Raw genomic sequence first — 24,292 nt, forward strand, 5'->3', positions numbered from 1 at the left:
GCGGATCATGGGAGACTCGCCTCCATGAGCGGCAAGGCGGACCACCGGGGAACGGCGGACGGTACCACCTCCAGGACGCGGCTGGACCGGGGGCGCGGGGCGCTCGGTCCCGCGTTGGAACTCGTGCACACCGGACGGGCGCCCACCCGCGCCGTCCTCACCGCCGAACTCGGCGTGACCCGGGCGACGGCCGGCGCGGTCGCCGCCGAACTGGAGGCGCTCGGCCTGATCCGGGTCGACGCCCGCCCCGGCGCCCCCGCCGGTTCCCAGGGCCGTCCCTCGCACCGCCTCGCCGTCGCCGAGGACGGCCCCGTCGCCCTGGCCGCCCAGGTCCACGCCGACGGGTACCGGGCCGCCCTGGTCGGCCTCGGCGGCCGCATCGTCGCCACCACCCCCGGCTGCGAGATCGTCGACGCCGACCCGGCCAAGGTCCTCGGTTCCGTGGTGGAGGCCGGCGCCGAACTGCTGGAGCGCACCGGACGGCGCTGCGTCGGCGCCGGACTCGCCGTGCCGTCGGCGGTGGCCGAACCGGAGGGCCTCGCGCTCAACCCGCTGCACCTGGCCTGGCCGGCGGGCGCCCCCGTCCGGCAGATCTTCGCCGAGCGGGTGCGCGCCGCCGGCCTCGGCGGACCCGCCTTCACGGCCAACGACGTCAACCTCGCCGCCCTCGCCGAACACCGGCACGGCGCCGGGCGCGGCTCGCGCGACCTGCTCTGCGTGGCCACCGGCCACCGGGGCGTCGGCGGCGCCCTGGTCCTCGACGGCCGTCTGCACTCGGGCAGTTCCGGGCTCGCCCTGGAGGTCGGCCACCTCACCGTCAACCCCGAGGGCCGCCCCTGCCACTGCGGCAGCCGCGGCTGCCTGGACGTGGAGACCGACCCGCTGGCCTTCCTGACCGCGGCGGGACGCGAACCGGGCCCGGAGCAGTCCCTCCTCCAGCAGTCCGTCGACCTGGTCCGCGACCACTACGCCGACCCGGCCGTGCGCACCGCCGTCGAGACCCTCCTCGACCGCCTCGGCCAGGGCCTGGCCGGCCTGGTGAACATCCTCAACCCGGACCGCATCGTTCTCGGCGGCCTCCACCGCGACCTGCTGCGCGCCGACCCGGAGCGGCTGCGCGCGGTCGTCGCCGGCCGCAGCCTGTGGGGACGGAGCGGCGGCGTGCCCGTCCTGCCCTGCGCGCTGGACCACAACAGCCTGGTGGGCGCCGCCGAACTGGCCTGGCAGCCGGTCCTCGACGACCCGCTGGCGGTACTCGGCTGACGCCCCGGGCCGCCCGCGGCCCGCGTGACGGTCCCCCGCTCCCCGCGCGGCACGCGCACGGCCGCCGCTTGGTCCCCCGGCGAGACCGGTGGAAGCCGGTACGGGCGCCGACTGCCCCACCCGGACGAGCGGTTCGGCGGGCCGGGCAGGCCCGGCGCGGCGCGCACCGGGACCGTCCCGGGGAGGAAACGGTCACCGCCCGGTCAGCCGGCGACGGCCGACCGGGCCGGGGCGGCACGCGCCACCTGGGCGAACGGCTCGGCGGACACCTCCTCGACCAGGCGCTGCGGCGGCCGGCCGGACAGGGCCGGCAGGGGCGCCGGCGTGGTGAGGGCGAACCAGACGACCTTGCCGGACTCGCCGTCCGGCCGGGCGCCCCAGCTCTCGCTCACCGCGGCCACCATGGCGAGGCCGCGCCCGCGGGTCGCCAGCGGCTTAGCCTCGTCCACCACGGGCAGCCGCGGGTCGCGGTCCCGTACCGACACCGTGAGCCGGTCGGGCAGCAGCTCGATCTCCACGGTGCACGTCTTGTCGGGCCGGGCATGCTGGTGGACGTTGGTCAACAGCTCCGTCACACCGAGCGCGGCCCGGTCGGTGAGGGAGTCGAGATGCCAGTAGCGCAATTGCGCAGATACGATTCTGCGGACCTGGCCGATCCGCGACGGCAGGGCTTGGAGCTCCACCGTGCAGTGCCTGCTTGGGTGACTGATCACGGCTGCGACTCCCCGACATAGAGGTCCGGAAGAACACTGAGGACGGATCCAGCAGGCGCCTGCGTCACGCGACCGCCTGCTGTCGTGGCCGGCGGGCTGGTTCGCAGCGTTATCGCCGGTAAACCCAGAGTGACGTGAGACCAGCGTGGCGCAAGGGGTGGGACAGCGCAACTCACGGACATCTCACCCGCCGTGCCCCGCCGCCCGGCGCACGGCCTCGACGAACCGGCGCGCCGCCGCCCCCGGCTCGCCCGGCGCCGGATCCGGCTCGCCGGGCGTCAGCAGGCACCGCTTGCCGTCCAGCTCCGCGAGGGCGCGGTCACCAGGGGCGAACCAGGGCCTGGAGGCCCGCACCGACCGCACCGGGGCACTGTCGATCTCGCTGCCGCGGCTGGTCGGCGGCTCCAGTCTGCCGTCGCTGATCCGCACCCGCCCGGCCCGGGTGAGCGAGCGGAGCCCCTTGTCCGTGCGCACCCCCGTGGCCGTGAACTCCGGCTCCGCCATGCCGCCGCCCCCTTGTGCGCGTCGGTGGCCGGACCGTGCTCCGGGCGGGCCGGTGCCGGCTCGTACAGTGATCCAGGGTGCCCCGAGGAGGGGCTCGGTCCCCACCCGGAGCAGTGTGCCCGCCCCCGGCGCGGAGCACCAGTGCGCGCGGAGTCCTTCCCGGCGCGGCCCGGAGCACCGGCGCGAACGCGCCCCCGCCTTGCCCCGCACCCCGCTCCAGGCGTCCCTTTGAGCCCTCCCAAGTGGTCTTTATGCAGGTGAGAGACGTGCGGGAAAGATGCTTATGATCGGCGCAGGCGGCCCGGTCAGGCGTCGTCGGCGCCAGCGTAAGGAGCCGTGCCATGAGCACTCCCCAGCCCTCCGTGACCGGTGCGACCCTGGACGTCGACCGCGGCGACACGGCGTACCGCGCGTGGCTGAAAGAGGCCGTCCGCAAGGTCCAGGCCGACGCCAACCGCTCGGCCGACACCCATCTGCTGCGGTTCCCGCTGCCCGAGCCCTGGGGCGTCGACCTCTACCTCAAGGACGAGTCGACCCACCCGACCGGCAGCCTCAAACACCGGCTCGCCCGCTCCCTGTTCCTCTACGGCCTGTGCAACGGCTGGATCCGGCCGGGCCGCCCGGTGATCGAGGCGTCCAGCGGTTCCACGGCCGTCTCCGAGGCGTACTTCGCGAAGCTGATCGGGGTCCCCTTCATCGCCGTCATGCCGCGCACGACCAGCGCCGAGAAGATCCGCCTGATCGAGTTCCACGGCGGGCAGTGCCACTTCGTGGACGACTCGCGGAAGATGTACGAGGAGTCGGCCCGCCTCGCGGCGCGGACCGACGGGCACTACATGGACCAGTTCACCTACGCCGAACGGGCCACCGACTGGCGCGGCAACAACAACATCGCCGAATCGATCTTCCGTCAGCTGCGCCTGGAGCGGTTCCCGGAACCGGCCTGGATCGTCGCCACGGCCGGTACCGGCGGCACCTCCGCGACCCTCGCCCGCTACGTCCACTACCTGCAGTACGACACCCGGATCTGCGTCGCCGACCCGGAGAACTCCTGCTTCTTCGACGGCTGGACCACCGGCGACCCGGACGTCACCTGCGGCTGCGGCTCCCGCATCGAGGGCATCGGCCGGCCCCGCATGGAGCCGAGCTTCGTGCCGGGCGCGATCGACCGGATGATGAAGGTGCCCGACGCGGCGAGCATCGCCGCCGTCCGAGCCCTGGAGCGGGTCATCGGCCGCAAGGCGGGCGGTTCCACCGGCACCGGACTGTGGAGCGCGCTGAAGATCGTCGCCGAGATGGTGGCCGAGGGCCGCCGGGGCAGCGTGGTGACGCTGCTGTGCGACCCGGGGGACCGGTACCTCGACAAGTACTACTCCGACGCCTGGCTGGCCGAACAGGGCCTGGACATCGAGCCGTACACCGCGGCGGTCGAATCCCTGCTGCGCACCGGCGTCTGGCCCGACTGACGGCCGGGCGGCGGCCGGGCGACGTCCCCGCGCGCCCGGGCGCCGCCCCGCACGCGCCTACGTGCGCGCCAAGCGCCGGTCCAGTGCGCCGACCACCCCCTTGGACACCGGTCCCAGAGCGGGCCGCGCGCCGCGCAGCACCAGCCGGAGGAGCGCCGTCCCGTCCGCGGCGAAGGTCCACCGCGCCCGCGTCCCGCCACTCCTCGGCTGCCACTCCTCGGCCGGCGCCCGCGCCCCCGGCGCGTCGGTGGCGTCCACCCGGTACGCGTACCGCTCGGACCGGTCGGCGGCGAGGACGCTCCCCTGGAGACGCGCGCCGCCCCGCAGCCGGACCTCCCGGCCGCCCCCGTCCGGGCGTCCGTCACCTGCGGGAACCACGCCGCCCGGCCCGCCATGTCCTCGACGAGCGCGGTGAACACCGTCCCCGGCGCGGCGGTGACCGCCCCGGAGAAGACCAGCCGTACGGGAGCCGTGGGGAGGAAGTCCAGCACCACCGGGCGCAGTCGACGCGTCATACGGCCCCCCCCGGAAGCCGTCGTGGACGAACATGGACGAACCGTGGGCGAACGGACGCGTCGCCCTGCCCGGCGCCCCGCCGGATGTCAGCGGTGTCCGTCAGCCGTTCTGCTCCAGCTCGTCCGCCACGCCCCCCGCCACCACCACCCGCACGTGCTCCGCGACCTCCGCGCGCGCCTCCTCGGGCAGCCCGGCGTCCGTCACCAGCGTGTCCACCCGCGCCAGCTCCGCGAACGAACTCAGGCCCACCACACCCCACTTGGTGTGATCGGCGACCACGACGACGCGCCGCGCGGACTGCACCAGCCGCCGGTTGGTCTGGGCCTCCGCGAGGTTCGGGGTGGACAGCCCGGCCTCCGCCGATATGCCGTGCACGCCCAGGAAGAGCACGTCGAAGTGGAGCGACGCGATCGCCTGGTCGGCCACCGGGCCCACCAGCGAGTCGGACGGTGTGCGCACCCCGCCGGTCAGCACCACCGTCGCCGCGGCCTGCCGCGTCCCCGAGGTGCGCTGCGCCGCGTGGAAGACGTCGGCCACCCGCACCGAGTTCGTCACCACCGTCAGATCCGGCACGTCGACCAGCCGGTGCGCCAGCGCGTACGTCGTCGTACCGCCCGACAGCGCGATCGCCGCGCCCGGCGCGACCAGTTCCGCCGCGGCCCGCGCGATCTCCTCCTTGGCGGTCGGCTCCAGACCCGACTTGGCCTCGAAACCGGGCTCGTGCGTACGCGCCTCGACCACCGGCACCGCACCGCCGTGCACCTTCTCCAGCACGCCCTGCCGGGCCAGCGCGTCCAGATCGCGGCGGACCGTCATGTCCGACACGCCGAGCCGACGGGTCAGCTCGTTGACCCGGACGCCGCCCCGGCGCCGTACCTCGTCGAGGATCAGGGCCCGCCGCTGCTCCGCGAGAAGGTTCTGGTTCTCGCTCACGTACGCTCCGGTCCTTTCGCCGCCGCCAGTCCGACCCGCCGGCGCGCCCGCTCCGGCGAGGACCTCCGCACGCCCCGGTGCGCCGACGTACCATCCTCGCACGCCCCGTCGCGGAGCACGCCACCGCCTGATCGTCGCGTACATGTCACTCAAGTGTCACCGGGACGCCGCCCGTCACACGCTCGGGGGGGATTCCGTGGGAAGGGGTGTGCGCCGTCCGTCCAGCGGAGATCCTGTGCCCGCACGGACACAGCCGACGGCGCGTCACGGGGGAAGTGCGACACAGTGGGACAGAGACGGGAACGGTCCGCGCACCAGGGTGCCGCGGACGGCGGACAGGGCACCGGCACCGCCCTGGAACTCCTGGTGCACGGAGTGGGCGGCACCACCCCGCAGGAGATGCTCGACGACCCGCGCACGGTACGGGTCACCGGTGACGGCATCGCGGCCGTCTTCCGCCGCGCCGAGGACGCCGACGCCGAGGCACGCCCCGAGGACTACCGGGACAGACCGGTGCCCGAGGCGTACGTCTGGTGCAACCTCACCTCCGGCGACGGCACCCGCGCCCTGTGGCTGCTGCTCCTGCCCTTCATGGTGGCCAACCTCGCCCACTGGATGCGCCCCGCCGCCACCGGCCGGGTCCGCGCGGTGCGGCTGTACGGCCTGCTCGTCCGGCTCGCCGGACTGACCCTGACGGTGCTGCTGGTCGCCGCCGCCGCGGAGGTCGCCCTGGACCTCGCGGCCTGGCAGTGCGCGGGCACCGAGGCGTGCGCCCGGCGCCACTCCTGGCTGGGCTTCCTCTCCCCGGCCGGCCCCGGCGCCGGCTGGTGGAGCGCCCCCGGCCGGCGGCTCGCCCTGGCCGCCCTGGTGCCCGCCGCGCTCACCGGCCTGCTCTGGTACCTGTCCCTGCGCACCTGGCGCGCCTACGAGTCCCAGCAGCCGATGGAGCGCGATCCGGAAGCCGGGACGGAGACCGGGCACAACGCCCTGGGCCGCCCCGGGTTCTGGTACGGGCGCCGGCTGGTGGCCCGGCTGCGCGCCGCGCACACCGCCGCCGGACTGCTGACCGTCGCCGCCGCCCTCGCCGTACCGGCGGCCCGCTTCGACCGCCGGACCGGCGGCCCCGCGCTCCTGGACACCACCGGGTGGCTCCTCCAGACGGCCCTGGTCGTCACGGCCGCCGTGGCGGTGGGCGTGGTCTGCCGCCGGGGCCGCGGCGAACGGCTCCTCGACCGGGAACTCGACGAACACCTCGTACGGCGGCTGCCGCTCGCCGCCCTCGCCCTGCTCGTCCTCGCCCTGCTGTACGCGGGCTGGAACCGGCCGGGGTGGGCGTCCGCCGGGCGGCTGCCGGGTGACGCGGCCTTCGGCGGCCTCGCCCTGGCGCAGGGGCTGCTGGTCGTCGCGCTCGCCGTCGTCGCCCACCTGCTGCACCGCGCCGCGCCCGACCGGCGCGCCGCGATGCGGGGCCTGGGCGGACCCGCCGTCGCGATGCTGGCCTGCGCCCTCGGCGGCGTCATGTCCGGCGGTGTCGCCCAGCGGGTGTCGGACTGGCTGGACGGCACCGGCACCTTTCTGGCCGGCCCCCCGGTCCTGCTGACCTGGCAGGCGTCGGTGATCCCGCCGCTGCTCGTCGTGGTCCTCGTGCTGTGCGCCCTGCTCGCCCGGCGCACCTGGTCCCGGGCCCGAGCCGAGCGCGCCGCCGTGGCCGGCGACCACGCCGCCGAGGCCGGCGACGCGGCCCGTACCCGCCGGATCGCCGCCGCCCGCGCGATGGCCGGCCTCACCGACCTGGCACCGCTCCTGGTCACCGTCGTCTCCACCGCGACCTTCCTGCTCGGCACGGGCGCCCTGGCCGGCGCCCTGACCACCGGACGGACCCCGGCGCAGGCCGCGGAGGGGACGTACGCCGTCGTGCACGGCGCCGCCCAGACCGCGCAGGCCGTGGGCTCCTGGCTGATCGGCCTCGGCTTCGTGCTGTTCGTCACCTGGGGCCGCCGCGCCTACCGGGACGCCTCCGCGCGGCGCACCATCGGCATCCTGTGGGACGTCGGCACCTTCTGGCCGCGCGCCGCCCACCCCTTCGCCCCGCCCTGCTACGCCGAGCGGGCGGTGCCCGACCTGACCTGGCGCATGGCCACCTGGACCCGGGCCACCGGCGGACGGCTGGTGCTGTCCGGGCACTCCCAGGGCAGCGTGCTCGCCGCCGCGGCGGCCTGGCAGCTGGAGCCGTCCGTCCGCGGCCGGGTCGCCCTGCTCACCTACGGCTCCCCGCTGGAGCGGCTCTACGGCCGCTGGTTCCCCGCCCACTTCGGACCGGCCGCGCTCGCCTCCCTGCACCGGGAGATCGACTGCTGGCGCAACCTGTACCGGCACACCGACCCGATCGGCGGCCCGGTCCGGCTGCCCGGCGACTGCGGACCGGAGGTCGACCGGGAGGCCCTGAGGGACCCCCTCTCCTACGGCCGCACCGCCGAGCACCCGCTGCCCGCCCCGATCCTGGGGCACGGCGACTACCAGGCCGACCCGGCGTTCGCCGAGGAACGCCGACGGCTGCTGGCCCGGCTGCGCCCCCAGGTGCCCGCGCCCCGGCCCGAGGAGGACGGGACCCGGGCGGTACCGGGCGCCGACGGCGGACCTCAGGACTGTTCGGGCAGGTCCTCGGCGTAGAGCAGGGTCAGGTCGTCCGTGCTGGGGTCCGTGACCTGCGCGACCCGGCTCGCGTGCCGCTCCACCATCGCCTCGAAGGTCTGGCGCGCGGTACGGCCGTTGCCGAACGCGGGCCCCTTGGGCAGCGCCGCGAAGTACTTCAGCACTCCCTCGGCGGCGCCCGGCGCCAGCCGGTACTCGTGCTCGTCGGCCTGCTGCTCCACGATCCGCAGCAGCTCCTCGGGCCCGTAGTCGCCGAAGGTGATGGTCCGCGAGAAGCGGGACGCCACACCGGGGTTGACGGACAGGAACCGCTCCATCTCCGCCGTGTAGCCCGCGACGATCACCACGACCGCGTCACGGTGGTCCTCCATCAGCTTCACGAGGGTGTCGATGGCCTCCTTGCCGAAGTCGCGGCCCGCGTCCTCGGGGGAGAGCGCGTACGCCTCGTCGATGAACAGCACACCGCCGCGCGCCTTCTCGAACGCCTCCTGGGTGCGGATCGCCGTGGAGCCGATGTGCTCGCCGACCAGGTCCACCCGGGACACCTCGACCAGGTGGCCCTTCTCCAGGACGCCGAGGGAGGCCAGGATCTCGCCGTACAGCCGGGCCACCGTGGTCTTGCCGGTGCCGGGGGAGCCGGTGAAGACCAGGTGCCGCTTGACCGACGCCGCCTTCAGGCCCGCCTGCTGCCGGCGCCGGCCCACCTCGATCATGTCGATCAGGGCGCGCACCTCGCGCTTGACGCTCTCCAGGCCCACCAGCGCGTCCAGTTCGCCGAGGACGTCCTGCGAGTGGCGGACCGGCCGCTCGGGCGCGGCAGCCGTGACGAGGGGCTCCTGCTCGGTGCCGCGCTGCCCGGGGATCGAGCCCAGCAGCCCCCGGGAGCCGGTCACCGTCTGCACGGCCGGCTCCCGGGGCTCGGGAGCCGGCCTCAGGCCGGTGCTCTCGTCGCTGGTGCAGTCCTCGACCACCGGCCCCGCGCCGCCCGTGTCCGGCCCGGCGTCGGCGAACTCGTACCCGCCGCGCGCGCACCGCTCGGTGCGGCACTTGCGCAGCGTGGTGCGGCAGCCGTCGATCACGTGGAAGCCGTAGCCGCCGCTGTTCGTCACCCGGCAGTCCAGGAGACTGCCGCGGCCGCCGGCCGACACGTAGACGCCGGCCTCGCCGGGGGAGTCGATGACGCAGCGCTCGATGGTCGGGTCGGCGCCCTTGGTGACGATCACACCGGTGCGGGTGGAGTCGATGGAGCAGTTGTTCAGCGTGCCGCCGCTGCCGTGGTCGCGGAACCAGGCGCCGGTCGCCGCCTCCCGGATGCGGCAGTCGTCGAGCTGGGCGGTGGCGCCGTCGCTCACCGACACGGCGGTGTTGCGCACCTGCGACAGGTCGCTGTCGACGACGTCGGCGCGCGAGCCCCGGTCGAGGACGAACAGGGCGTCCGGCACGTCGTGCACCCGGCAGGAGTCGAGCACGGCGGTGGCGCCGTCGCTGACCCAGACGGCCGGGTAGTCGCCCGTGCTGTCGAAGATCTCGCACTGGTTGGCGTCCACGCGGGTGCCGGGGTCCCACACCGACAGGCCGTTGCGGCCGAACTGCCGCACGCTGGTGCGGGTCAGGGTGAGGACGGAACGGGAGCGCAGGTCCACCGCGTTCTCGGGGATGTCGTGGATGCGGCAGTCGGCGAGGGTGAGCACGGCGTCGGTGTCGAGCGTGACGCCGTCGGCGGTGGTGCGGTGCACGTCGCAGTCGGTGAGGTGGGCGGTGGCCCGGCCGGTGACCTGGACGCCGCTGCCCCGCACCTCGTAGATCTCGCACCCCACGGCCTCCAGCGAGGAGTGCTCGCCCGTCGCCGTCAGGCCCGAACCCGCGGCGTGGTGGACGCGGCAGCGGTCCAGCCGGGGGCGGGCGCCGGAGCGCACCGCGACGCCCTCCTGGCCGGCCGCGACGACCTCGCACTCCTCGAACACCCCGCCACCGCCGTCGACCACGGCGATGCCGATGCCCGCCGGGTTGTCGACGGAGCAGCGCCGCACCGTCGGCCGGGCACCGCCGCGGACCTCTATCCCGGCGGCGGACCGGGCGACGACCCTGACGTCGAGCAGTTCCGGGGTGCCCTCTTCGATCAGTACGGCGGGTGCCGCCGCGTCCTGGCCCTCGACGTGCAGATCCTGCACCACGGCCGAGGAGCGCACGGTGAGCGGCACCCCGTCCACGGGCGCGATCCGCACCGATCCGTGGGAGCCGTCGGGACCGCGCAGGGTCACCGCCCGCCGCACCACGAGGTTCTCCCGGTAGGTGCCGGGGGCGATGGTGAGCACGTCACCGTCGGCCGCGGCCTCCAGGGCGGCGGCGAGTGAGGCGTACTCGCCCGTGCGGCGCCGCCACCGCGATGTGCCGGTGTGCGTCACCTGGACCGTGCCCTGTGCCATGGCGCTGCTCTGCCCCCACCTCGTTGTTCCGATGGCCCGTTCACCACCGGGGCGTGCCCCGGTGGTCTCTCACGCGCGGGTCGATGCCGAAACGGGTTCGGCCGGTCCACCGTAGCGTGCGCCGCAGGGGCCGGTTGACCGGAGGCGGAAGCCGGTCAGCTGCCGGTGCCCGTCCTGCCCCAGTCCGGACCGGCCCGCCCCCACTCCTGGTCCCAACGGGCGTACCGGCGGCGGACCATGCGCCACACGACCAGCCGCCGGGCTCCCTCGGCCAGGGCGGCGGCGGCCAGGGCGGCGCCGGTGCCGGCGAGGACGGCGTGGGTCGCGGCGGTGGAGGCGTCGAGCGGGCGGGCCACCGTCCGGCCGTGCTCGTCCGTCCACATCCGGAAGCGGTCGCCGGGGCGCGGGGCGTCGGCGCCCGCCAGGACGGGGCCGCGCCGGGCGGTGCCGTCCGGTGCCGTCCACTCGGCCAGGACGCGGCTGCGCGGGGGGCCCGCGGCGGCGGCCTCCGGGTCGATGTCCAGCGGCGAGTGGTCCAGCTCGCGGACGACGGTGGCCGTCACCCGGTGGCGGGTGTCGCGCTGGTCGTGGACCGACCGGCGCAGGGCGTCGGCGGCGGCCGTGCCCACCCGCACGCCCACCACGGGCGCGACGCACACGATCAGCACCAGGGTGACCAGCGCCACCCACGCCTCGGCCAGGTCGGTCGCGCGGCGCAGCGGATTGCGCCGCCAGCGCCAGAGTCCCCCGATCACCCGCACGGTCCGCACCCCCTTCCCGCTCCGTGATAACCCCGGACCGAGCCGTTCATGAGCGCGGCCGTCGAAGAGAGAGCGAGATCACCCCCGGCGGATCCCTCATGAACCCCTCATCCGGGCCAACGCGCGGCGCCCGCCCCCGGGTTCCCGCCCGTCGGCCGGGAGCGGCCGGGTCAGCCGTCGACGGTGACCGGGTCGCCGACCCGGACCGTGCCGCGGGACAACGGCACCAGGTTCTGCCCGAAGACCAGCTTGCCGCCCTGCCGGCGGTGGCGGCCCAGGGTGTGCAGGGGTTCCCGGCCGCGGACGGCGGTGGCCTGGTCGGTGGTGGTCACCACACAGCGTCCGCTCGGCTTGGCGACCCGGAAGGAGACCTCGCCGATCGTCACGCGCGACCAGCCGTCCTCCGCCCACGCCCCGGTGCCGGACACCACCACGTTGGGCCGGAAGCGGTCCATGGGCAGCGGGCCCTGCGCGGCGTGGTCGCCCCGCGCGATCAGCGAGTTGAGGGCGTCCAGGGAGGCCGTGGTCGTCAGCAGCAGCGGGTAGCCGTCGGCGAAGGACACGGTCTCGCCCGGCCGCGCGTACCGCGGGTCGACGGGGCGGCGGGTGGCGGGGTCGTCCAGGTACACCAGCCGGGTCCGCGCCCCCACATGGGCACCGCACCACGCGTGCGCGGCCTCGTCGGCGGCCGGTGTCACACGGACCTTGTCACGGAAGATCTCCACCGTGACCGTCTCCCCGGGGTCCGGGACGGGTACCGCCAGCGGTCGCGCGCCGGGCGCGGACAGCCGTACGCCGCCGTCGGGCAGTGGCTCGGCGCGGGCCAGCGCGAGGCGTGGCCGCTGGCGTTGCGTGACGACCTTTCCCCCGTCGTCGACCAGCATCCAGCGGCGGTCTCCGGCCAGCCCCCAGGGCTCCACCTCCGCCTCCCGGGGCGCGAAGCCCCGGAACGCCTTGACCGGATGTACGTGGATCGACCTCAGTCGCGCGTTCCCCATGAGGCCATCGTGCCAGGCGGCACCGGCGGCCGGGCCGGCTCAGTAGCCCCGGTACTGCTGGTTGTTGTACGGGTCCTGGTACGGGGCCGGGGCCGGTGCGGGCCGGGGCGCCGCGGGGCGCATCGCCTCGTACCCGGCCGGGGCGGGCGCCGCCGGACGGGGCTGCTGGGGCTGCTGGGGCGCGGGGTAGCCACGCGGCGCCGACATCTGCTGCGGGATGTACGGGGCCGGGGCCTGCTGCAGCGGCGCGGGCTGGGGGGCCTGCTGCGGGTAGCCGTAGGAGGGCTGGGAGGGCGCGGCCGGCAGGGCGGGCAGGGCCGACGGGAGGGCGGGCAGGTGGCCGCCCGGGGCGTCGTACGCGGCGGGGACCCGGATCGGGGCGATCTGCGGGGTGCCCCGTTCGGCCACGAGCGAGTCGTAGATCGGGGTGTCCGGGAAGGAGGCGGAGTAGTAGCCGCCGCCATAGGTGGAGCGGGGGGAGGTCATGGCACATAAGTTAAGCCCACGATGTGCTGGTTGGGGAGACCGATAAGAGGGTTGTTTTCCGCGTCCGCCATGACCGGAGATCCCCAATGCGAGCGAACTTGACGAAAAAGGGCATGCCCGGAGCGCGATCTTCTGATAAAGGCCGACTTGCGGGTGCGTCACCGGCCGGCCGTGACCCCGTTCCCCGCCCCCGGCCGCCCGGGCCGGCGGCCGGACGGCGACACGGACACGCCGCGCGCGGCAGAATGGACGGACCGCGCGGAACGCGCCCGGGGGCGCCGTCGGCAAGACATGAGGAGAACCGGACATGCTCATGGCCAAAGGGGCGAACACCGTGGTGCCGACGGAGGCGCTGCGGGTGGAGATGGGCTGGCGTTCCGGGCCGGGCGTACCCGACGTGGACGCCTCGGCGCTGCTCCTGGTGGACGGAAAAGTCCGCTCCGACGCGGACTTCGTCTTCTACAACCAGCCGGCGCACGCCTCCGGCGCCGTCCGCCACGAGGGCAAGCGGACCGCCGGCGGCCGGATCACCGACAGCCTGCTCGTCGACCTCGCGGGCGTGGAGTCCGCCATCGAGACCGTGGTCCTCGCCGCCTCCGCCGACGGCGGTTCCTTCGGCCAGGTCCCCGGCCTGCGCGTCGAGGTCCGCGACGCGGCGGGCACGGTGGTGGCCCGCTTCGAGAACCCGGGGGCGACGGTCGAGACGGCCTTCGTCCTGGGGGAGTTCTACCGCCGCCAGGGCGGCTGGAAGTTCCGCGCCGTCGGCCAGGGCTACGGCAGCGGGCTGGAGGGCCTGGCCACCGACTACGGCATCACGGTGGACGAGCCGGGGCACACGCCCCCGCCTCCGCCCCCGGCCGCGCCGGCGCCCGCGCCGGTCCGCCTGACGAAGGTCACGCTCACCAAGGCCGCCCCGTCCGTCTCCCTGACCAAACAGGGCGGCACCCGCGGCGCCCTGCACGTCAACCTCAACTGGGAGGCGGGCGGGCAGCAACTCCCCGGCTGGGCGCGGAAACTGAGCCGGTCCCTCGCCCCGCGGAGCGGCCCCGACCTCGACCTGTGCGCCCTGTACGAACTCACCGACGGCAGCAAGGGCGTCGTCCAGGCCCTCGGCAACGCCTTCGGCGCCCTGGACCGGCCGCCGTTCATCCACCTCGACGGCGACGACCGCACCGGCGCCGTGGCCAGCGGCGAGAACCTCACCGTCAACCTCGACCACCGGCACGACTTCCGCCGCATCCTCGTCTTCGTCACCGTCTACGAGGGCGCGCGCTCCTTCGCCGGCCTGCGGGCCACGGTCACCCTCCGGCCGCAGCACGGCGCCCCCGTCGACTTCTCGCTCGACGAGTGCACGGTCCCCTCGACGGTGTGCGCGCTCGCCCTGATCACCCGCACCGGTGACGACCTCGTCGTCCAGCGCGAGGCCCGCTACCTGGTCCCCGAGCGCGGCGTCAGTCCCCAGCGGACCGTCGACCGGGCCTACGGCTGGGGCATGGACTGGACACCGGGCCGCAAATGACACGGCCGGGGAACGAGGCTCCCCGCGCGTTCCCTCAGCTCTCCTCCGGCACGGCGCCCGGGCGGGCGTAGGTACGGCCCTTCCAGGCCGCGCCCCGCCCCCGGTGGTGCCGCACCGCCGAGTCCACCGTCATCAGCAGGTACAGCCCCGCGGTGAACGGCAGCAGCGGCGCCAGCCACGGCGGCTGCCGGTAGTAGCGCAGCATCGGCAGGTACGTCCCCGCCATCACCAGCCACGCCGCGGCGCCGAGGCCGGCGCACGCCGCGTTCCCGCCGGCCGCGCCCGCGACCAGCGCGACGGGCGGGACCAGGTACACCAGCACCAGCCCGGCGACCGTGCCGAGCAGCACCAGCGGATCGTGCCGCAACTGGGCGTACGCGCTCCGCGCCACCATCCGCCACAGATCACCGAGCCGCGGGTAGGGCCGCACGCTGTCCACCCGGTCGGCCAGCCCCAGCCAGATGTGCCCGCCGGCCCGCTTGACGGCCCGGGCGAGCGCCACGTCGTCGATCACGGCCTGCCGGATGGCCTCCGGGATCCGGGCCCGCTCGGCGGCCTCCGTCCGCAGCAGCACACAGCCGCCCGCCGCCGCGGCCGTCCGCGACCCGCGCCGGCCGACCCGGCGGAACGGGTACAGCTGCGCGAAGAAGTAGACGAAGGCTGGCACCACCAGCCGCTCCCAGCCGCTCACCACCCGCAGCCGCGCCATCAGCGACACGGCGTCGAAGCCGCCGGTACGGGCCGCCGCCACCAGCTCCCGCAGGCTGTCCGGGGCGTGGGCGATGTCGGCGTCCGTCAGCAGCAGGTACTCCGGTCCACGCGCGCGTGCCAGCTCGATCCCGTGCCGCACCGCCCAGAGCTTGCCGGTCCAGCCCGGGGGCGGCTCACCGGGGGAGGCGACGGTGAGCGCCAGCCCGCCCACCCCCAGGGCCAGCTCGCGCGCCAGCGCACCGGTGCCGTCCGTGCTGCCGTCGTCGACCAGGAGGATCTCCGCCCGCCCCGGATACTCCTGGGCCAGCAGCGACGGCAGGCTGCCGCGCAGCACCGCCGCCTCGTCCCGGGCGGGCACGACGACGCACACGGACGGCCAGCCGCCGGGGCCCGGGGCGGGGCGGCGGGGCGGCAGCCTGACGTCGGTGCGCCAGAAGAAGCCCTGGCACAGCAGCAGCCACAGCCAGGCGGCGAGTGAGACGGCGGAGATCCAGGCAACGGCGTTCACGTGCGCAGTCTTACCCACCGCGCCGGGCCGTGGCGGCACATCGTCTATCGTGGCCGGGTGAAGATCGCGCTCATGGACTCCGGAATCGGTCTGCTGGCGGCCACCGCTGCGGTACGGCGCCTGCGGCCGGACGCCGATCTCATCCTCTCCCTGGACCCCGACGGCATGCCCTGGGGCCCCCGCACGCCCGAGGACCTGACCGGCCGCGCCCTCGCGGTGGCCGAGGCCGCCGCCGCCCACCGGCCGGACGCCCTGATCGTCGGCTGCAACACCGCCACCGTGCACGCGCTGCCCGCCCTGCGCGACCGGCACGAGCCGGGCCTGCCCGTCGTCGGCACCGTCCCGGCGATCAAGCCGGCCGCGGCCGGCGGCGGCCCCTTCGCGATCTGGGCGACGCCCGCCACCACCGGCAGCGCCTACCAGCGCGGCCTGATCCGGGACTTCGCCGACGGCGTGCCGGTCACCGAGGTCCCCTGCCACGGGCTCGCCGAGGCCGTCGAGCACGCGGACGAGGCCGCGATCGACGCCGCCGTGGCCGCCGCCGCGGCGCTGACCCCGGCGGACGTCACCACCGTCGTGCTGGGCTGCACCCACTACGAACTGGTCGCCGAGCGCATCCGGGCCGCCGTGCGGCGGCCCGGCCGTCCGCCGCTGGTGCTGCACGGCTCGGCGGGCGCCGTCGCCGCGCAGGCGCTGCGCCGCGTCGGCGCCGCGCCCGCCCCCGACGCCCCCGCCGACGGCACCCTCACGGTGCTGCTGAGCGGACGCGAGGGCGCGCTGCCCGCGCCCGCGCTGGCGTACGCGGAGGGCAGGCTGCTGCGGACGGCCACGCCCGCGCGCTGACGCGGCCGCGCCCCCGGTCGGCCCAGTGACCCTCCGCGGTGCGGCACACACGGAGCCGAACCTGAGTAACCTCATTGCCATGAGGGACCACCTCCACGGCGGGCACGCGCCCCACCCCGACGTCTGGACCGGCCGCGCGACCAACCGGATCCAGTGGCTGCTGGCGCTGATCGGCGCCGCCTGCATGGCACTCGGCGTGCAGCTGGCCGTCGACTCGGCGTGGGAGTCCGGCGCCGCCGCGCTCGCCATGGCGGTCGTCGGCTGCATCGCGGCCGGGCTGCTGGTCCTCTTCGGCACCCTGGCCTTCGTGCACGTCGCCCTGAAGGTCGACCAGGAGTGCCTCGAGGTGCGCTGCGGTCACATCGGCGTCCCGCGCCGCCGCATCCCCCTGTCGCACGTGGCCGGCGCCGAGTTCGCCCCGGTCGTCACTCCGCGCCACTGGGGCGGCTGGGGCTACCGGTGGCGGCCGGAGAGGGGTACCGCCGTCGTCGTCCGGCGCGGTGAGGGCGTGGTCCTGCGCCTGTGGGACGGCCATACGTTCACCGTCACCGTGGACGACGCGGAGTCGGCCGTACGCGTCATCAAGGACCGGCTCCGGCCGCGGGCCCCCGGCACCGCGCACTGAGGTGGCGCCCGAGCCGGTCCCAGGTCACCCGCGTACACTCCCGGGGTGACCGTCACCGCACCATCCGTCGCCGGGCCGGACCGGCCGGACCCGCGGACCGCGCCCGCCTCGCGCGCCGCGCGGCTCGGCCGCCGCCTCCTCCCCGCCGCCGCGGCCGCCCTGGCCGGCGTCCTGCTCTACGTCAGCTTCCCGCCGCGCACCCTGTGGTGGCTGGCGCTGCCCGCCTTCGCCGCCCTCGGCGCGGTGCTGCGTGGGCGCGGCTGGAAGGCGGGCCTCGGCCTCGGCTACCTCTTCGGGCTCGGCTTCCTGCTGCCGCTGCTGGTGTGGACCGGCGTGGAGGTCGGCCCGGGGCCCTGGCTGGCGCTGGCCGCGATCGAGGCGCTCTTCGTGGCGGCGGTCGGCGCGGGCGTCGCCGCGGTGGCGCGGCTGCCGGCCTGGCCGGTGTGGGCGGCGGCGCTGTGGACGGCCGGCGAGGCGGCACGGGCGCGCGTGCCCTTCGAGGGCTTCCCCTGGGGCAAGATCGCCTTCGGGCAGGCGGACGGCGTCTTCCTGCCGCTCGCCGCGGTGGGCGGCACCCCGGTGCTCGGCTTCGCGGTCGTCCTGTGCGGTTTCGGCCTGTACGAGGCGGTCCGGCTGGCCGTGGCCGCCCGGCGCACCCGGTCCGTCTGCCGGGGCGCGGCCGTCGCCGCCCTGCTGAGCGTCGCCGTCCCCGTCCTGGCCGCCCTCGCCGCCCGGCCGCTGGTCAGCGACGAGGCGGAGGACGGCACCACCACGGTCGCCGTCGTCCAGGGCAACGTGCCCCGGGCGGGGCTCGCCTTCAACGCCCAGCGCCGCGCGGTGCTCGACTACCACGCGCGGCAGACCGAGCGCCTGGCCGCCGAGGTGGCGGCGGGCAAGGTGGCCCGGCCCGACCTCGTGCTGTGGCCGGAGAACTCCTCCGACATCGACCCGTTCGCCAACGCCGACGCCTATGCGGTGATCGACGCGGCGGCCAAGGCGATCAAGGCGCCGATATCGGTCGGCGGCGTCGTCAGGCGCGACGGCAAGCTCTACAACGAGCAGATCCTGTGGGACCCCGACAAGGGTCCCGTCGACACCTACGACAAGCGGCAGATCCAGCCCTTCGGCGAGTACCTTCCGCTGCGCTCCCTCATCGGCGCCGTCAACAGCGACTGGACGTCGATGGTCAGCCAGGACTTCAGCCGCGGCGACGAACCCGGCGTCTTCACCATGGCCGGCGCCCGCGTCGGCCTCGTCACCTGCTACGAGGCCGCCTTCGACTGGGCCGTGCGCTCCACGGTCACCGACGGCGCCCGGCTGATCTCCGTCCCCAGCAACAACGCGACGTTCGACCGCAGCGAGATGACCTACCAGCAGCTCGCCATGTCCCGGGTCCGCGCCGTCGAGCACAGCCGGACCGTCACCGTGCCGGTGACCAGCGGGGTCAGCGCGATCATCATGCCGGACGGCAGGGTCACCCGGCGCACCGGCATGTTCGTCGCCGGCTCCCTGGTCCAGGAGGTGCCGCTGCGCTCCTCCCGGACGCCCGCCACCGAGCTGGGCGCGCTGCCCGAGGTGCTCCTCGTGCTGGTCGCGGCCGGCGGGCCGGGCTGGGCGGTCACCGCCGCCGTGCGCGGGCGACGCGCCGGTGACGTGTAGCCGTACGCCCGTCGCACGCCCTGCCAGCCGGCCGGTCGGGGGGCCGGTGCCCGCTAGGGTCGGACGCATGGCTACTCCCGACTTCATCCGTACCCTCCGTGCGACCGCCGGCCACCAGCTGCTGTGGCTGCCCGGCGTCACCGCCCTGGTCTTCGACGACGACGGCCGGGTGCTGCTGAACCGCAGGTCCGACACCCGCCGCTGGTCCCTGATCGGCGGCATCCCGGAGCCGGGGGAGCAGCCCGCGGCCTGCGCGGTGCGCGAGGTGCGGGAGGAGACCGCCGTGCGGTGCGCCGTCGAGCGGGTGGTCCTGGTACAGGCGCTGAACCCGGTGACGTACGAGAACGGCGACGTCTGCCAGTACATGGACATCACCTTCCGCTGCCGGGCCCTCGACGGCGAGGCCAAGGTCAACGACGACGAGTCCCTGGAGGTCGGCTGGTTCGCGGCGGACGCCCTGCCGGACATCGGCGAGTTCGGCCAAACCCGGATCAAGCACGCCCTGTCCGACGGGCCCACCTGGTTCGACCCCGCGGTCCCGGCCATGGGCTGAGGCGCCGGGCGGGTCAGCCGGGTACGAACCGCACCGGTGTGCCGGCCGCCGCCTGGGCCGCCGCGGCGAGGGCCGGTTCGGCGACGACCGCGATCACCGGGTAGCCGCCGGTCGTCGGATGGTCGTGCAGGAAGACCACGGGACGGCCGTCCGGCGGGACCTGGACGGCGCCGAGGACCATGCCCTCGCTGGGCAGCTCACCCGTCGACGCCCGCTCCAGCGCGGGTCCCTCGGTGCGCAGGCCGATGCGGTTGCTGTGCGGGGAGACCCGGTAGGCCGCCGTGGTGAAGGTGCGCAGGGCGGCCGGGGTGAACCAGTCGGCGCGGGGGCCGGGACGGACCGGAAGGACCAGCTCGGCGGGCGGGGCCGGCCAGGGGACGACGGCGGGGGCCACCGCCCGTCCGGCGGGGGCGGCCACGGGGAGGACGTCCCCGTCGCGCAGGGGGGCCGGGCCGAGCCCGGAGAGCAGGTCGGTGGAGCGGCTGCCGAGAACCGGTTCGACGGCGACACCGCCGGCCAGGGCCACGTACGAGCGCACGCCCGCCGTCACCGGCCCCACGTCCAGCACGGCGCCCGCCGGCACCCGCACCGGGGCGCCCCAGGCCACCGGCCGTCCGGCCACCGTCACCGGGCAGGGCGCACCGCCGACCACGACGGTGACGGCCCGGTCGGGCCGCAGGGCGCAGCCGGTCAGGGTGGTCTCCAGCACCGCGGCGTCGGGATCGTTGCCGAGCAGCCGGTTGGCGAGCCGCATCGCGGGCGCGTCCAGCGCGCCGGAACGGGGGACGCCCAGGTGGGCGTGGCCGCGCCGGCCCGCGTCCTGCACGGTGGTGAGGGCACCGGCCCGCACGGTCGTGAGCCCGCCGGTCATACCGGCTCCTCCGCCGGCACGAAGCGCACCCGGGTGCCCGGGGTGAGCAGCGCCGCCCGTTCCCTCGCCGGGTCCCACAGCGGTCCGGGGTCCGGCACGGTGCCGATCAGCTGCCAGCCGCCCGGGGTGGCGCGCGGGTAGACCGCGCTGTACGGGCCGGCCAGCGCGACCGCTCCGGCCGGGACCCGGGTGCGGGGCGTGGCGCGGCGCGGGACGTGCAGGCGCGGGGGCAGCCCGGTGAGGTAGCCGAAGCCCGGCGCGAAACCGCAGAACGCGACCCGGTAGGTGAGGGCGGAGTGCACCGCGGCGACCTCGGACGGGGCGACGTCCCACAGCTTCGCGACGTCGGACAGGTCCGGTCCGTCGTAGCGCGCGGCGATCTCCACGACGTCCCCGTCGTCCGCCGCGCCGGGCGGCAGCTCCCACCCGGCGACCCGGCGGGCCAGCGCCCGCGGGTCCCGTACGCCGTCCAGGAGCACGGTCCGGGCACCGGGCACGATCTCCTCCACCGGCGGCAGCGTCCCCGCCGCGCGCCGCCGCAGCAGCTCGGCGTGGAAGGCGGCGGTCCGCTCGGCGTCGGGCAGTTCGACCAGGAGCGCGTGGCGTCCGGCGGGACGGGCCGTGAGCGGCGGGCGGGGCGCGTCCGGTGTCATGCGAACGGTCCGACCTCGACCCCGGCCGCCTCCAGCGCCGTACGCACCCGCGCCGCGGTCCGGGCCGCGCCGGGGGTGTCGCCGTGCACGCACACGGAGCGGGCGGCGACCGCGACGGTGGTGCCGTCGACGGCCTCGACCGCGCCGTCCACCGCGAAGGCCAGCGCGCGGCGTACCACCGCGTCCTCGTCCGTCACCACGGCGTTCGCCTCGCGGCGCGCGACGAGGGTGCCCTCGGGGGTGTAGGCGCGGTCCGCGAAGGCCTCGGGCACGGCGGCGAGCCCGGCCTCCCCGGCGGCGGCGAGCAGCCGGGACCCCGGCAGGCCGAGCACGGGCAGGTCCCCGCCCGCGAGCCGCACGCCCTCGACCACGGCGCGGGCCTGCCCGTCGTCGTGCACGGTCCGGTTGTAGAGGGCGCCGTGCGGCTTGACGTAGACCACGTCCGCCCCGGCGGCCCGGGCGAAGACCTGGAGCGCGCCGATCTGGTAGGCGACCTCGGCCGCGAGTTCCGCGGCGGGGACGTCCATCGCGCGCCGTCCGAAGCCGGCCAGGTCGCGGTAGGACACCTGGGCGCCGATCCGCACCCCGCGCTCGGCGGCGAGGTCGCAGACGCGCCGCATCACCGAGGGGTCGCCCGCGTGGAAACCGCAGGCGACGTTGGCGCTGGTGACGACGGAGAGCAGGGCGTCGTCGTCGGTGAGGGTCCAGCGGCCGAAGCCCTCGCCGAGGTCCGCGTTGAGGTCGATCACCCCTCGAACGTAATGGATCGTTGAACGATTCGACAAGGGTTCCACGGATCGCCTCCGGTGAACTCCGCTGGACGTCACCCCGCATGGGCTCGCCCGGGGATCGTCCAGGTTCCGCGCACGGCGCTTCCGCACCCCCCCCGCGACCCGCCCCGCGGACCGGTCCCGCGCGCCGCCGCCCAGGCGCTGGGCCCGGGCGGACGGCCGCTCGTCGTCGGCCACGTACCCCTCGCGCCCGGGTCCCGGATCCTGGGCCGGTGCCGGGCGGCCCGGCCTTCGCGATGGTGGGGGAGATGTCCGAGGCGTGGCCGGCCCGGTCGTCCTGGACCGCGTTGACGCGGGCGCGCGCGTCGTCGACGCTGGGCGGGACGGCCTTCTCGGCGTGACCGGTACCGTCCCGCCGGTCGTCGTGGCGCTCGAGACGGGGCTCGACGCCCGCCTCGAAGGCGGTCACCCGGCGGGGCACGGCGTCGGTCGCGGTCTCGGCGGAGAAGGAGGGGGTGCCCTTCTTGATGACGTACAGACCGGCGCCCGCCGGCCGGGCGGCCGGATCGCCGACCGGCCGTACGGCCCGTACGGCGACGGCGTGGTCGTCGAGGACCTCGGCGGCGGGACCCAGGCGGGCCGGCGGTGTGCCGGGGGAGATCCGGTCGGGCAAGGCGCGGTGCTCCGGCGTGTGCGAGACAGCACGTGCACGGCGGCACGTGCACGACGGCGTACGCACGACGGTGGCGCCGGTGCGGGCGGTCCCGTCGTGCCACGTCACCCCCTGTCGCGGGGTCAGGGTGCGGGCCTCGGCCCCGCTGTCCGCCTCGGCCGCGGTGGCGGGCGACGGCTCGGCCGCGCCGCCGGCTGCCGTCGGCCGAGGAAAAAAAGGGGGGTGTCGAAGGCGACCGAGTGACGGGTGAGGTCGCGGGGCGAGGTGCCCGTGGTGGGGTCGAGCGGCTCGGCCGCCCCCTTCCGGCGGAGGCGGGCCGGGGCGGGGCCGCCGCGCCGGGGCTCACCGGCGGGGGCGCCGGTCACGGTGTGCGCCGCGGCCCCCACCGGAGGCGCGGCCGGTGAGCGCGGCGGCGCCGAGCTCGATAAGGGCCGGGGGCCTCGCGCCGGGTGACGGACGGAGAACGGGAGGCGGAACTCTGGGACATGACACTCCGTGAGAGCCGAGAAACCCTCACTTCTGCATGACAATCATTTTCGGTTACGAGGGGTGCCGGGTGATGGCTTAGCGGCGCACGCAAATGGAAACGATGATCGAGAGCGGTTGTCGCGACATGAGGCGACGACCGGCTGATGTGGGGAGGGTACTCAGTGAAGGACGCGCCCTTGTACTTGCGGCCGCGGGTGGATCCGCCGCTCGCCGAGCTGCTGGGGGATGTGCCGTTCCTGCACTCACTGGTGGACGCGCTGGGGTCGCCGCTGAACATGCTGCTGCCGGAGGTCGTCGCGGAGAACGCCGAGCGGTTCCGCTCGGTCTACCGGCGCCACCACCTGGCCGGCCGGGTGTACTTCGCGCACAAGGCGAATCGTTCAAGCGCCCTGGTGCGCAGACTGGCCTCGTGCGATCCGGCCGCGGTCGGGATCGACGTGGCTTCCCTGGAGGAGCTGCGGCACGCGGTGAGCTGCGGGTTCACCGGGGACCGGATCATGGCGACCGGTCCGAAGGACGCGGAGTTCCTGTGGCTCGCCGCCCGGCTCAAGGCGACGGTGAACCTGGACTCCCCCGGTGAGCTGGAGCAACTGGCGGGGATCGTCCGCGCGTACGGCCTGGGCAAGGTCGATGTCCTGGTGCGGCTGTCGGAGTTCGAGGACGGCCACGCCGCCGGTACGCGCCTGCTGTCGCGCCGCAGCCGCTTCGGTACCCCGGTGGGGGAGGCGCAGGTGCTGTGGGAGGCGGTGGAGCGGTACGCGGACGCCGTCGAACTGACCGGCGTGGCCTACCACTTGGACACCACCGCGCTGGAGGAGAAGGGCCGGGCCCTGGAGCGGTGCGTGCTGGTGATGGACGAGTGCCGGGCGCGCGGGCTGGCGCCGCGCGCCGTCGATGTCGGCGGCGGGTTCGGTGTGGGATACGTGGAGGACGCGGGGGAGTGGGAGCGGTGGACCACCGCGCTGAGCGAGGCCGTGCTCGGCGTCCGCCCGCCGCTCACCTGGCGCGGGCACGGCTACGGGCTGCGCAACGAGGGCGGCACGGTGCGGGGTTCGGCGGCGCTCTACCCCGCTCACCGGCCCGTCGCCGGCCCCGACTACCTGGAGGAACTGCTCGCCCGTCCCACTCCGGTCCTGGGCCGCTCACCGGCCACGCTGCTGCTGGAGCACCTGCACGACCTGTACGTCGAGCCGGGGCGGGCGCTGGTCGACCAGTGCGGTCTGTCCCTGGCCCGGGTCCTCGACGTACGGCACACCGGCGACGGCCGGCCGCTGGTGCGCCTCGGGATGAACGCCGGGGACGTGAGCCTGGAGGAACACGGTGTCCTGGTCGACCCGGTGCTGCTGCCCCGCGGTGAACCCGTGACCGAAGCGGACGACGAGCCCGTCGGGGTGCACCTGATGGGGAATCTGTGCCTGGAGGCCGACCTGATCACCCGTCGCCTGGTCTTCCTGCCCCGGCTGCCGCGCGCCGGGGACCTGCTGGCCTTCGTCAACACCGCCGGGTACGCGATGGACTTCCACGCCCACCGCGCCCAGCGGCAGCCGGTCGCGCGGACGGTGGCGGCCGGGCGCGAGGGAGGGTCCTGGCGCTGGTGCCTGGACGAGGACTACTGGCCGGTCAGCTACCCGCAGGGAGTGCCGTCATGAGGTACGACAGCATCACGGAGGCGATCGGGAACACGCCGTTGGTGCGGATCGATCCGGCTGTGCACGGGCTGCGTCATGTCGACTTGTTCG

The 24,292-nt window shown here is 75.6% G+C and carries 20 protein-coding genes and 1 pseudogene; 9 read left to right on the top strand and 12 right to left on the bottom strand.

Annotation, left to right across the window (positions count from 1 at the left end; all coding sequences use genetic code 11):
- Positions 1–24 precede the first annotated feature (24 nt).
- Complete coding sequence (locus tag ACY1JF_RS30640; RefSeq protein WP_462708534.1) at positions 25–1,263, top strand: ROK family protein; 1,239 nt, start codon at positions 25–27, stop codon at positions 1,261–1,263.
- 203 nt (positions 1,264–1,466) lie between these two features.
- Here the strand turns inward: ACY1JF_RS30640 and ACY1JF_RS30645 are convergent, their stop codons facing one another.
- Positions 1,467–1,976 carry an ATP-binding protein gene (locus tag ACY1JF_RS30645; RefSeq protein ID WP_462708535.1) on the bottom strand — a complete coding sequence of 170 codons (510 nt, stop codon included), beginning with the start codon at positions 1,974–1,976 and terminating at the stop codon, positions 1,467–1,469.
- 183 nt (positions 1,977–2,159) lie between these two features.
- The gene (locus ACY1JF_RS30650; protein WP_462708536.1) at positions 2,160–2,480 is read right to left on the bottom strand and encodes a hypothetical protein; all 321 of its coding nucleotides are present in this window, start codon (positions 2,478–2,480) and stop codon (positions 2,160–2,162) included.
- Between the two features lie 341 nt (positions 2,481–2,821).
- Here ACY1JF_RS30650 and cds1 point away from each other — a divergent pair, with 341 nt between their 5' ends.
- Positions 2,822–3,946, top strand: coding sequence for an L-cysteine desulfhydrase Cds1 (cds1, locus tag ACY1JF_RS30655; protein WP_462708537.1), 1,125 nt, complete (start codon positions 2,822–2,824; stop codon positions 3,944–3,946).
- Positions 3,947–4,003: 57 nt separating this feature from the next.
- Here the strand turns inward: cds1 and ACY1JF_RS30660 are convergent.
- Together ACY1JF_RS30660 and ACY1JF_RS30665 are read right to left on the bottom strand one after the other, a co-directional pair.
- Positions 4,004–4,461: pseudogene (locus ACY1JF_RS30660) on the bottom strand (SRPBCC family protein).
- Between the two features lie 100 nt (positions 4,462–4,561).
- Positions 4,562–5,395 (bottom strand): DeoR/GlpR family DNA-binding transcription regulator, encoded by an 834-nt coding sequence (locus tag ACY1JF_RS30665; RefSeq protein ID WP_462708538.1) that lies wholly within the window; start codon positions 5,393–5,395, stop codon positions 4,562–4,564.
- A 399-nt stretch (positions 5,396–5,794) separates the two neighbouring features.
- On the opposite strand from ACY1JF_RS30665, the gene ACY1JF_RS30670 reads away from it, so the two are divergent.
- Positions 5,795–8,065, top strand: coding sequence for a hypothetical protein (locus ACY1JF_RS30670; RefSeq protein ID WP_462708552.1), 2,271 nt, complete (start codon positions 5,795–5,797; stop codon positions 8,063–8,065).
- Here the strand turns inward: ACY1JF_RS30670 and ACY1JF_RS30675 are convergent.
- The 4 genes from ACY1JF_RS30675 to ACY1JF_RS30690 all read right to left on the bottom strand — a co-directional run bounded on the left by ACY1JF_RS30675 (position 8,035) and on the right by ACY1JF_RS30690 (position 12,718).
- Positions 8,035–10,473, bottom strand: a complete 2,439-nt coding sequence (locus ACY1JF_RS30675) for a right-handed parallel beta-helix repeat-containing protein (RefSeq protein ID WP_462708539.1) — start codon at positions 10,471–10,473, stop codon at positions 8,035–8,037. The genes ACY1JF_RS30670 and ACY1JF_RS30675 overlap by 31 nt on opposite strands.
- A gap of 155 nt (positions 10,474–10,628) precedes the next feature.
- Entirely contained in the window at positions 10,629–11,234 is a 606-nt protein-coding gene (locus ACY1JF_RS30680) for an Rv1733c family protein (RefSeq protein ID WP_462708553.1), read from the bottom strand.
- 170 nt (positions 11,235–11,404) lie between these two features.
- Complete coding sequence (locus ACY1JF_RS30685; RefSeq protein ID WP_462708540.1) at positions 11,405–12,232, bottom strand: MOSC domain-containing protein; 828 nt, start codon at positions 12,230–12,232, stop codon at positions 11,405–11,407.
- Between the two features lie 39 nt (positions 12,233–12,271).
- On the bottom strand, positions 12,272–12,718 hold the full coding sequence (locus tag ACY1JF_RS30690) for a DUF6643 family protein (protein ID WP_462708541.1): 447 nt from the start codon (positions 12,716–12,718) through the stop codon (positions 12,272–12,274).
- A 313-nt stretch (positions 12,719–13,031) separates the two neighbouring features.
- Between ACY1JF_RS30690 and ACY1JF_RS30695 the strand changes: the two genes are divergently transcribed.
- On the top strand, positions 13,032–14,237 hold the full coding sequence (locus ACY1JF_RS30695; RefSeq protein ID WP_462708554.1) for a TerD family protein: 1,206 nt from the start codon (positions 13,032–13,034) through the stop codon (positions 14,235–14,237).
- Positions 14,238–14,271: 34 nt separating this feature from the next.
- On the opposite strand, the gene ACY1JF_RS30700 is transcribed toward ACY1JF_RS30695, so the two are convergent.
- Complete coding sequence (locus tag ACY1JF_RS30700) at positions 14,272–15,474, bottom strand: glycosyltransferase (protein ID WP_462708542.1); 1,203 nt, start codon at positions 15,472–15,474, stop codon at positions 14,272–14,274.
- 39 nt (positions 15,475–15,513) lie between these two features.
- Between ACY1JF_RS30700 and ACY1JF_RS30705 the strand changes: the two genes are divergently transcribed.
- The 4 genes from ACY1JF_RS30705 to ACY1JF_RS30720 all read left to right on the top strand — a co-directional run bounded on the left by ACY1JF_RS30705 (position 15,514) and on the right by ACY1JF_RS30720 (position 19,136).
- The gene (locus tag ACY1JF_RS30705) at positions 15,514–16,299 is read left to right on the top strand and encodes a glutamate racemase (RefSeq protein ID WP_462708543.1); all 786 of its coding nucleotides are present in this window, start codon (positions 15,514–15,516) and stop codon (positions 16,297–16,299) included.
- A gap of 79 nt (positions 16,300–16,378) precedes the next feature.
- The gene (locus tag ACY1JF_RS30710; RefSeq protein WP_462708544.1) at positions 16,379–16,924 is read left to right on the top strand and encodes a hypothetical protein; all 546 of its coding nucleotides are present in this window, start codon (positions 16,379–16,381) and stop codon (positions 16,922–16,924) included.
- Positions 16,925–16,969: 45 nt separating this feature from the next.
- Complete coding sequence (gene lnt / locus ACY1JF_RS30715) at positions 16,970–18,583, top strand: apolipoprotein N-acyltransferase (protein WP_462708545.1); 1,614 nt, start codon at positions 16,970–16,972, stop codon at positions 18,581–18,583.
- 67 nt (positions 18,584–18,650) lie between these two features.
- Entirely contained in the window at positions 18,651–19,136 is a 486-nt protein-coding gene (locus tag ACY1JF_RS30720) for an NUDIX hydrolase (RefSeq protein ID WP_462708546.1), read from the top strand.
- 13 nt (positions 19,137–19,149) lie between these two features.
- Here ACY1JF_RS30720 and ACY1JF_RS30725 read toward each other — a convergent pair whose 3' ends face one another.
- Genes ACY1JF_RS30725 through ACY1JF_RS30735 form a run of 3 tightly spaced genes read right to left on the bottom strand, consistent with a single transcriptional unit; the run spans position 19,150 to position 21,409 of the window.
- Positions 19,150–20,007: a 5-oxoprolinase subunit C family protein gene (locus ACY1JF_RS30725; RefSeq protein ID WP_462708547.1), complete on the bottom strand. Its 858-nt coding sequence runs from the start codon at positions 20,005–20,007 to the stop codon at positions 19,150–19,152.
- Positions 20,004–20,660 (bottom strand): 5-oxoprolinase subunit B family protein, encoded by a 657-nt coding sequence (locus ACY1JF_RS30730; RefSeq protein ID WP_462708548.1) that lies wholly within the window; start codon positions 20,658–20,660, stop codon positions 20,004–20,006. The genes ACY1JF_RS30725 and ACY1JF_RS30730 overlap by 4 nt, the downstream gene beginning before the upstream one ends.
- Entirely contained in the window at positions 20,657–21,409 is a 753-nt protein-coding gene (locus tag ACY1JF_RS30735) for a LamB/YcsF family protein (protein WP_462708549.1), read from the bottom strand. The genes ACY1JF_RS30730 and ACY1JF_RS30735 overlap by 4 nt, the downstream gene beginning before the upstream one ends.
- A 1,287-nt stretch (positions 21,410–22,696) precedes the next feature.
- Between ACY1JF_RS30735 and ACY1JF_RS30740 the strand changes: the two genes are divergently transcribed.
- On the top strand, positions 22,697–24,202 hold the full coding sequence (locus ACY1JF_RS30740; RefSeq protein ID WP_462708550.1) for a type III PLP-dependent enzyme domain-containing protein: 1,506 nt from the start codon (positions 22,697–22,699) through the stop codon (positions 24,200–24,202).
- Positions 24,203–24,292: the final 90 nt, after the last annotated feature.

This window comes from Streptomyces sp. SYSU D01066-1, assembly GCF_054956795.1.